At 71.1% G+C, this 7,823-nt stretch carries 11 protein-coding genes; 6 read left to right on the forward strand and 5 right to left on the reverse strand.

All coding sequences use genetic code 11. The features are described 5' to 3' along the window. Positions 1 to 373: carboxymuconolactone decarboxylase family protein (locus GTW43_RS11765; protein WP_161301599.1), on the reverse strand; the 373-nt coding region annotated here is incomplete at its 3' end. 172 nt (positions 374 to 545) lie between these two features. Between GTW43_RS11765 and GTW43_RS11770 the strand changes: the two genes are divergently transcribed. The 4 genes from GTW43_RS11770 (at position 546) to GTW43_RS11785 (ending at position 3,077) form a co-directional block, all read left to right on the forward strand. Then, the gene (locus tag GTW43_RS11770; protein WP_161301619.1) at positions 546 to 1,022 is read left to right on the forward strand and encodes a GNAT family N-acetyltransferase; all 477 of its coding nucleotides are present in this window, start codon (positions 546 to 548) and stop codon (positions 1,020 to 1,022) included. 171 nt (positions 1,023 to 1,193) lie between these two features. Further along, positions 1,194 to 2,078, forward strand: coding sequence for a GyrI-like domain-containing protein (locus GTW43_RS11775; RefSeq protein ID WP_161301600.1), 885 nt, complete (start codon positions 1,194 to 1,196; stop codon positions 2,076 to 2,078). 106 nt (positions 2,079 to 2,184) lie between these two features. Further along, positions 2,185 to 2,685 carry a hypothetical protein gene (locus GTW43_RS11780; RefSeq protein WP_161301601.1) on the forward strand — a complete coding sequence of 167 codons (501 nt, stop codon included), beginning with the start codon at positions 2,185 to 2,187 and terminating at the stop codon, positions 2,683 to 2,685. Beyond that, positions 2,682 to 3,077 (forward strand): transcriptional regulator, encoded by a 396-nt coding sequence (locus GTW43_RS11785; RefSeq protein WP_161301602.1) that lies wholly within the window; start codon positions 2,682 to 2,684, stop codon positions 3,075 to 3,077. The genes GTW43_RS11780 and GTW43_RS11785 overlap by 4 nt, the downstream gene beginning before the upstream one ends. 49 nt (positions 3,078 to 3,126) lie before the next feature. Here GTW43_RS11785 and GTW43_RS11790 read toward each other — a convergent pair whose 3' ends face one another. Beyond that, positions 3,127 to 3,756: a dihydrofolate reductase family protein gene (locus tag GTW43_RS11790; protein WP_161301603.1), complete on the reverse strand. Its 630-nt coding sequence runs from the start codon at positions 3,754 to 3,756 to the stop codon at positions 3,127 to 3,129. A 117-nt stretch (positions 3,757 to 3,873) separates the two neighbouring features. Beyond that, positions 3,874 to 4,953, reverse strand: a complete 1,080-nt coding sequence (locus tag GTW43_RS11795) for a hypothetical protein (protein ID WP_202501343.1) — start codon at positions 4,951 to 4,953, stop codon at positions 3,874 to 3,876. A 244-nt stretch (positions 4,954 to 5,197) separates the two neighbouring features. Here GTW43_RS11795 and GTW43_RS11800 point away from each other — a divergent pair, with 244 nt between their 5' ends. Then, on the forward strand, positions 5,198 to 5,815 hold the full coding sequence (locus GTW43_RS11800; RefSeq protein ID WP_161301604.1) for a hypothetical protein: 618 nt from the start codon (positions 5,198 to 5,200) through the stop codon (positions 5,813 to 5,815). 62 nt (positions 5,816 to 5,877) lie between these two features. On the opposite strand, the gene GTW43_RS11805 is transcribed toward GTW43_RS11800, so the two are convergent. Together GTW43_RS11805 and GTW43_RS11810 are read right to left on the reverse strand one after the other, a co-directional pair. Next, the gene (locus GTW43_RS11805) at positions 5,878 to 6,093 is read right to left on the reverse strand and encodes a DUF397 domain-containing protein (RefSeq protein ID WP_202501344.1); all 216 of its coding nucleotides are present in this window, start codon (positions 6,091 to 6,093) and stop codon (positions 5,878 to 5,880) included. After that, positions 6,090 to 6,938: a helix-turn-helix transcriptional regulator gene (locus GTW43_RS11810; RefSeq protein ID WP_161301605.1), complete on the reverse strand. Its 849-nt coding sequence runs from the start codon at positions 6,936 to 6,938 to the stop codon at positions 6,090 to 6,092. Before GTW43_RS11810 ends, GTW43_RS11805 begins: the two co-directional genes overlap by 4 nt. Positions 6,939 to 7,154: 216 nt before the next feature. Here GTW43_RS11810 and GTW43_RS11815 point away from each other — a divergent pair, with 216 nt between their 5' ends. Further along, positions 7,155 to 7,811, forward strand: coding sequence for an ATP-binding protein (locus tag GTW43_RS11815; protein ID WP_161301606.1), 657 nt, complete (start codon positions 7,155 to 7,157; stop codon positions 7,809 to 7,811). Positions 7,812 to 7,823: the final 12 nt, after the last annotated feature.

Consider the following 7,823-nt stretch of genomic DNA (forward strand, 5'->3'; position numbering starts at 1 on the left):
CGAGCTGGTCCTCGTCGTAGTGCTTGGCGGCGTTCGCCCACACCTCGTCGGACACCCCGCCCGAGGCGTCGGCGAGCCGGGTCCCGGCCTCGGCCAGCTCCAGCGCCGCGCGCTCGGCGTCGGTGAACACCTTCGCCTCGCGCCAGGCGGCGATCATGTGCAGCCGCTGCGCGGTCTCGCCCGCCTCGGCGGCGTCCTTCGTGTGCATGTCGAGGCAGAACCCGCAGCCGTTGACCTGGCTGGCCCGGATCAGGACGAGGTCCGCGGTGAACTTCGGCAGCTCCACCGCCTCGAGGGCCTTGCCCGCGGCGTTGATGTGGCGGATGAACTTGGCGGTGACGGCGTTGCCGAAGAGGTCGAGACGGGCTTCCATGGCGCTCTCCTAGTCCTACTGCTTCTGCGAGTGGTTCCTGGTCGCTTACATCTGGATGACGGAGCGCACGCCGACGATGTGACCGCCCGCAAATGTGACCTGGGTCACGCCGCGACGCTGCGGTGCGGCGCCTGCCTAGGCTCCTCGCATGACGCACGACATGACGCACGACATGACGCATGAGCCGCACCTGGAGAAGATCACTCCGGCCAACCTGGACGCCGCGCTCGGCATCCGGGTCCGCCCCGACCAGGAGCACCGGGTCGCGCCCGTCGTGAAGTCCCTCGCCGAGGCGTACGTGCACCCGGACGTGGCGTGGCCGCGCCTGATCGTCGACGGGGACCGGCCCGTCGGCTTCCTCATGGCCTTCTTCGGCATCGACTGGAAGGGCGACGGCTCCCGCGACGACGTGCGTTCCGGCCTGTGGCGCCTCAACATCGCGGACGGCGAACAGGGCCGCGGCTACGGCCGCTTCGCGGTCGAGGCGGTCGCCGCCGAGATCCGCCACCGCGGCGGCACCCGCTTCACCACGACCTGGCACCCCGGCCCGACCGGCCCCGCGGCGTTCTACCTCCGTCTCGGCTTCCGCCCGACGGGCGAGACGAGCGGCACCGACGAGGTCGGGGAGATGGAGCTCGCCGCCCCCTGAGCCGGACCGGCCGCCCGGACCGGCCGCCCGGACCGGCCGCCCGGACCGGCCTCTCCGGGCTGCCCGTCTCCGGGTGCGCGTCCGACCGGATCGGGCCACGGTGATCGGGCCCGCGCCGTACCGCTCCCGCGAGGATCGAGGGCGTAGAGAGGAAGGAACGGAGGAGGCCGCGTGATCGCGACGCTCAACGAACTGGCCGGCCGCGTGGAGCAGGTGCTCGACGGTGCCGGGGACCCGCTCGACGTGCCCGCCTTCGCGCTGGCGCACGGCACGAGCGAGTACCACCTGCGGCGGATGTTCTCGTCGCTGGCCGGGATGCCGCTCTCGGAGTACGTGCGGCGCCGCCGGATGACCGTGGCCGCGGCCGACGTCGTCCGCGGCGGCCCCGGCAACGATCTCCTGAGCATCGCCGTCCGGCACGGATACGGCTCGACCGAGGCGTTCGGCCGGGCGTTCCGCGCCGTGCACGGTGCCGCGCCCGGTGACGTGCGCCGCGACGGAGGCCCCCTGCGTTCCCAGCCACAGCTCAGGTTCCGCCTGACCGTCGAAGGGAGCACCCCCATGGACACCCGCATCGCCGACCGCCCCGCCTTCCGCCTGATCGGCCACGCCACCCGCGTCCCGCTGATCCACGAAGGCGTCAACCCGCACATCAAGGAGCACATCGAGTCGCTGCCCCCGCAGGCCCACGGCCGCCTCAAGGAACTCGGCGACACCGACCCGGCCGGCCTCCTCCAGGTCACCGACGACCTGGCCCAGGACGCCGCCGAGGGCACCGAGCTCACCTACCTCCACGGCGTGGCGGTGACCGCCGGGACCCCGGTCCCCGACGACCTGGACGCCATCGAGGTGCCGCCGGGCGCATGGGCGGTCTTCCGCACGAGCGGCCCGCACCCGCAGGCGCTCCAGACGGCGTGGGCGGCGACGGCGACGGAGTGGTTCCCGTCGAACCCGTGGCGGCTGCGCCCGGGCCCGTCGATCGTCGCGACCCTGGAGCGGGCGCCGGACTTCAGCACGGCCACGTGCGAACTGTGGCTCCCGGTCGAGCCGGCCTGAGCGCATGTGAGGCCGGTGCGGTCCTCGTAGTTGATCGCCCGGCCCGATTTCCATCCCGGAAACTCGACTCTTTCCATCCCGGAAACTGACGAGTACTCTTTCCGTCATGGAAACAAACGGGGTCGACGGGCTGCACCTCACACCGGCGCAGGCCCACGCCGCACTGGCCGACACGGAGCACGTGCGGGCCAGTGCGGCCAAGAGGTCGGCCACCCCGTGGCCGACCTGGTTCTTCGTCACACTGACGCTCTACATCGCGGCTTTCCCCTTCGTGTACGGCGGCCTCGTCGCCGACCGCGACTGGCTGATCCCGCGCCCGGCCTGGCTCGCCGTCGCCCTGACGCTCACCGCGCTGTACGCGGCACTCTTCGCGGTCGCCGCCCGGTCCTGGCGGGCCCGCACCGGCGTGGCCCTGCGCCTCGACGTCCTGCCCCGCCGGGTGACCGTCCCGGCGTCGATCGGCCTGCCGGTGCTCCTCGTGGGCTCGCCGCTCGCCTTTCGCCTGACCGGGAGCCCCGGCTGGCTCGCGGCGGCGTCGGGGGTCGGCGCGGCGGTCTCCGTGGCGTTCCATCTGGCCTTCGTCCGCCTGCACCGGAAGCCCGCGTGAGCACCGCCGCCGGTTCCCGGCCGGGGCAGGACCCGCTGGCCGGCTTCGACACCGTCGTCCACGCGCCGCACCGGCTGCGCATCTGCGCGCTTCTCGAGGCGGCGGGCGAGGCCGAGTTCGCCACGGTCAAGGAGGAACTGGCCCTGTCCGCCTCCGCGTTGAGCAAGCACGTGACGGTCCTGATGGACGCGGGCTACGTGACCCAGCGCAAGGCCGTCCGGGCCACGCGCCAGCGGGTGTGGCTCAGCCTGACCGACCCGGGCCGGGCCGCGTACCGCGGGCACCTCGCGGCGCTGCGGGCGATCGTGGGGGAGCCGGGGGTGGGGACCGGCGGGTCAGTCCAAGCCCAGGCCCAGGCCCAGGAGGCCCCGCCCGGCGACGCGCCTTCCTGAACCGCCCAGCCCCCTCCCGTCCCCTCACCTCACCTCACGTCACCTCACCTCACCCGCGCTCCTCCGGCCCGTACGACCCGAACTGCGCCGCCCCCGTCACCTCGTACACCTGCGCCGAGACCCCGCCGGGGGTCGTCTCGCTGCTCAGCAGGCGCAGCCCGGCCGGTTCGCCGCCGTCCGGGAACAGGCGGCGGCCCGTGCCCACGACCACCGGTGCGACCATCAGCCGGACCTCGTCGACCAGCCCCGCGGCCAGCAGCGAGGCGCCGAGCCGTGCGCTGCCGTGGATGTGCAGCTCGCGCCCGGGCAGGCGCTTCACCTCGGCGACCTGGGCCACCACGTCACCGGACAGGACCGTGGTCGGGTTCCACGTCGCCTCGGCCTCGGTGAGGGTGTGCGACGCGACGTACTTCGGCAGCCCGTTGAGCTTGACGGCGACCGGGTCCCCCGGGTCGTTCATCTCCGGCCAGTCCCGCGCGAAGTTGACGTACGTGCGCCGCCCGAACAGGAACGCGTCCGCCTCCTCCAGCCAGCCCGTGATGATCCGCACGAACTCCTCGTCCAGGTGCGGCACGAGCCACCCGCCCCGCGTGAACCCGTCGCTCGTGTCCTCGTCCGGGGCCCCGGGCCCCTGCGCGACCCCGTCCAGCGACAGGAACTCCTGCAGTACCAGTCTCACGGCACACTCCTCGCTCGTCCCGCACTCCACTCGGGCCGTCGGCCCCTCCCAGCGTCCCGGTTCCGCCGCGACCGGGCCACCGCAACGCGCACGGTCGTGGCGCCGCGCGCCCCGAGGTCACCCGCCGGTGAACCCGCCGACGGGTCCGGCGACGGTTCCGGCGGCAGCGGGAAGTCCGGTGACGGGCTCCCGGCACCCCGCGCAGCGGTCCTCGTCGCCCACGGGGCGGAACAGGTGCGCCTGGACATGGCGCGGGCCCGCGCATTCGCGGAGGGCGGCGAGACGGGCGGAGAGGCGGGGGCGCCCCGGCTCCTCGTCCGGTCGGCGGTCCCCGGCCGCGCGCGGCGCGGCTCCTCCTCGTACGGGATGGTGTTGCTGTGGCGCGGTCGGCACCTCGGAGAGCAGGTACCGCAACAGCCCGCCGGGGTGCCGTACGGGCGTGCCGTCGGAGGGCAGGCCGCGCAGGATGTGCATGCGGACGTCCCCGGGCGTGTGGCCCGCCTCCAGCCAGCGGGCGGTGAGGGCGGTGAGTTCGGCGGTCATGGCGCGGGGGATGTGGCGCAGCGCGGGGTCCAGCGCGCGGTAGGCGGTGGCCAGGGCGTGGGCGGCGTCGGTGGCGGTGCCGTTCGTGTCTGTGTCTGTGTCTGTGTCTGTGTCTGTGTCTGCGTTCGCGTCTGCGGCGGCTGAGGTCCGTCCCGGTCGCTCGGTGCTTGGTGCCGGAGGGGTGGGGGTGTTGTCCCCGGTGTGGTCGCCGTAGGGATGACCGTCGGCCGGCCGGGTGGTCGGCTGTCCGGCGGCCGGTTGTCCGGCGGCCGGAGACACGCGACTCGGTGCGAGCTGCGGCGATGCGTCCCGCGTCATCATCCGGAGTGCCTCCTCGCGGCTCAACGGCGTGCTGGAGACGAGCTGTTGGGTGATCCAGTGCCCGCCCGGCCCCTGGGTCCGGCGCTCGTGCACGAAGCCCTCGTCCTTCAGCTGCTTCTTGGCCCGGACGAAGGCGCTGTTGCCGATGCGGGCTCGCTCGGCGGTACGGGAGAGGGTGTCGCGGGCGCCGTCAGGCAGCGAGACCTGCCAGATCAGGAGCCGGACCGCGTCGGAGGAGAGTCGGGGGTGCCGGATGAGCTCGTTGGAGAGCTGGGTGAAGGCGCGCGAGGGCGCGGTACTGTGCCGGTAGATCACGGTGGAGGTCTTTTCCACTAGTGGTTCAGGCCCTCGTCGACGGTTGCAGCCGTCGACGAGGGCCGTTTGCTTGGGAGTGACGGTACTCGACGGTGTGTGAGCGGCGGGGTGCGTTCGGTGAAGTCCGTTGGGCTTGGCGGGAGTCCTCGTGAGACACCGGCCTTCGTCCGCGGTCCCCTCCGAGCCGCCGCGGACGCAAGAATGCGCAGGAGGCTGCGATGGGCGCTTCCGATGGGCGCTTCCGATGGACGGGGAAAGACGTATGGGCTTGGACTACGGCTACGACATCTACCTGCCTCCACGGCGTATCCCCAGGGCCCTGGCGGTGCTCGCGGAGCATGCCCCAACCCACGACAGACAGCCGCTGGACCTCACCCTTCCCGGCGGTGCGCGCCTCGTGCTCCCGTTCACGTCCTTGTGGTGGTCCGACCCGGTCGACGCCTCGACGAGCGACACGGTCGAGCTGGACACCTCGATCCTGTTCGACGCCGACGACGAAGTGCTCGCGTACGCGGACGAGTGCGGCTTGCCGGTCAGGGACGACGGCCGCGTGCAGGTCGGCTATGTCTATCTGCGGGTCCGCTTCCGCTCCTTGCCGCACCCGGATTACGCGGTACTGGAGTTCGCCGCGGCGACGTCGCGGATGAGCCGACTCTTCGACCGCTCCCTTACTGTCGGACAGTTCTTCACCGGCCTCACCGCCACCGCGGGCGGGGCGTGCTGCCTCTTCGACACCGGAGATGGCGGACCGGAGCGGGTGCGCCGGCTGAACGGCGAGTCGGTCGACGAGATGATCGGGGCCGGACGCTTCCCGGACCTGGCGGCGTTGGCGGCGACGTGGCCGGATCCGGGCGAGGGCCCGGATCCGGGGACGCTTTAGCTCAGTCCAGGCATGACCCGAATCGCTGACCTACCCGATCCATTGGCGGGAGCCGCGACGTCTCAGAGCGTCGACCTCAGGAACGTCGCCCACGATGCGCGAGTGAACGAGAGTCTCGGACCACAGTCCTGCTTCGAATCTCGTATCAACACAGGTCCGATGCCACCGACCCCACACTCCACGCATTCACCCCCCGAGCCGTTGCTGTAAGACGACTTGAACCATGTCGTCTCGACATCGAGGGGGGTGCCCGTGGAACGTATGTGGTCGTCGCTCATCGAATGTTCTCCTTCAGGGTTCGACTGATCAGCTGGCGTGAACGCTTGGTGTCGAGTGCAGCTGCCTGGATGAGCTCGAACGCGCGTGTGTACTCGCGTACGTGGGGTTCGCCCTCCAGGTAGACGGCATCGGTGATGCCGTCCCGGTAGACGACGTCAGGATCTTCGGGATCGGGGAAACCGAGGATCGTGAAGGCGCCGGTGATGGGGTGAGGAGCCGAGTCGAACGGCAGAACCTGGAGCGTGACGGAGGTCGAATCTCCTACCCCCAGGAGGCGTTCGAGCTGGCCGCGCATCACGGAGCGACCGCCCACGAGGTTGCGGAGCGCGGCCTCGTGACAGATGAACGCTGCCTCTGGGGCATGCTCACGCGTCAACATCCCCTGACGCTCCATCCGTACGTCGATGGCGCGCTCGACCTCGAACGGATCCGTCCGGGAGTCTGCGACATGGAGTGCCCGGATGTAGTCGGGCGACTGAAGAAGTCCCGGCACGACCTCGCACTGGTACTGCCTGAACGAGGCGGCGTCCTGCTCCAGTCCGATGTAGATGTTGAACCACTCCGGGATTCCCGACCCGTGAAGCTGCCACCAGCCCTTGGTCTTGGCCTCCTGCGCCAGCGACCGTAGAAAGCCGCGCAGCTCGTCGCTGGTCTCGTAGAGGCGGCAGAGCGCTTCCACGTCTGTCGGTTGGACGCGGCCGTGGCCCGTCTCCATCCGGTTGACCTTGGATCCGCTCCAGTCCATGGCCGCACCCACCTGGGCGCACGTCATGCCGCTCGTCTCACGCAGCTTCTTCAGTTCGATCGACAGTCGTCGGCGACGTGCCGTCGGTGATCCGGCCATTGGAACGGGTCCTCCCTGCTAGCGGGACACAGTCTCAGTGCCAAGAGGAGGCATTGCCAACCACTCGATGGAGGGAATCCCATCATGCAAATTGCATAGCGGGATGCGCATGGTCACGCTTGGTGGTGGGTGAGGGGCGATCGGGTCACCAACTCGACGCCTCGACAGGCCGGTTGCGGCCCACCCCACCCACCGTGATCCTCCGGAGGGGGAGAGATGGAGACACGACAGATCTGCGTGCGTCGTAAACCCTGGACGTTGGCGTTCGCGGCAGAACCCGAGGAACTGGCCGCCTTGCGCCGCATCACCGGCCTCCACCTGCGGTGCTGGGGGCTGCATCACCTCGTCGACGCCGCGCAGTTGTGCGTGACGGAGCTCGTCACGAACGTCATCGGACATGTGGGGCCGGGCACCCCGGCCGAGCTCTCGCTCGGCATGCGGGGCACGGCCGTGCGGATCGAGGTGCAGGACCCGGATCTCAGGGCGCTGCCCACCTTGCTGCGGGCGGCCGACGACGCCGAGGGAGGTCGCGGTATGGCCATCGTCGCCGCGACGGCCCGGCGGTGGGGGGTCCTCATCCAGGACGATCGAAAGGTCACGTGGTGTGAGCTGGCCACAGGGCTTGGACGACCGGGAGGCCACATCGACGACGACCGGGTGAACCGGGCGGAGGCGCTGTTGGCGTTGTACTGCGAGGCGGAAGCCCTCCGGACAGCAGGGCCAAGGGCAGCGAGCGGCAGCCAGGGCCCCGACATCACCCGGGAGGCCACGGTCGGCGCTCTGATCGCGGATCTGCTCCGCTGGGCCCGGGCCCATGGCTATGACGCGGACGACGTGCTGAGCAGCGCCGAGGCACGCATCTACGGCGAGTAGACCCACCGAGGG

The sequence above is a fragment of the Streptomyces sp. SID5785 genome, from assembly GCF_009870065.1.
Taxonomy (GTDB): domain Bacteria; phylum Actinomycetota; class Actinomycetes; order Streptomycetales; family Streptomycetaceae; genus Streptomyces.

Bases quoted from the DNA above. Each gene is read 5' to 3' on its own strand.
- GTW43_RS11770 (WP_161301619.1), top strand. From the start codon at position 546: ATGACGCATGAGCCGCACCTGGAGAAGATCACTCCGGCCAACCTGGAC.
- GTW43_RS11810 (WP_161301605.1), bottom strand. From the start codon at position 6,938: ATGGCCGGATCACCGACGGCACGTCGCCGACGACTGTCGATCGAACTG.
- GTW43_RS11780 (WP_161301601.1), top strand. From the start codon at position 2,185: ATGGAAACAAACGGGGTCGACGGGCTGCACCTCACACCGGCGCAGGCC.
- GTW43_RS11805 (WP_202501344.1), bottom strand. From the start codon at position 6,093: ATGAGCGACGACCACATACGTTCCACGGGCACCCCCCTCGATGTCGAG.
- GTW43_RS11815 (WP_161301606.1), top strand. From the start codon at position 7,155: ATGGAGACACGACAGATCTGCGTGCGTCGTAAACCCTGGACGTTGGCG.
- GTW43_RS11800 (WP_161301604.1), top strand. From the start codon at position 5,198: ATGGGCTTGGACTACGGCTACGACATCTACCTGCCTCCACGGCGTATC.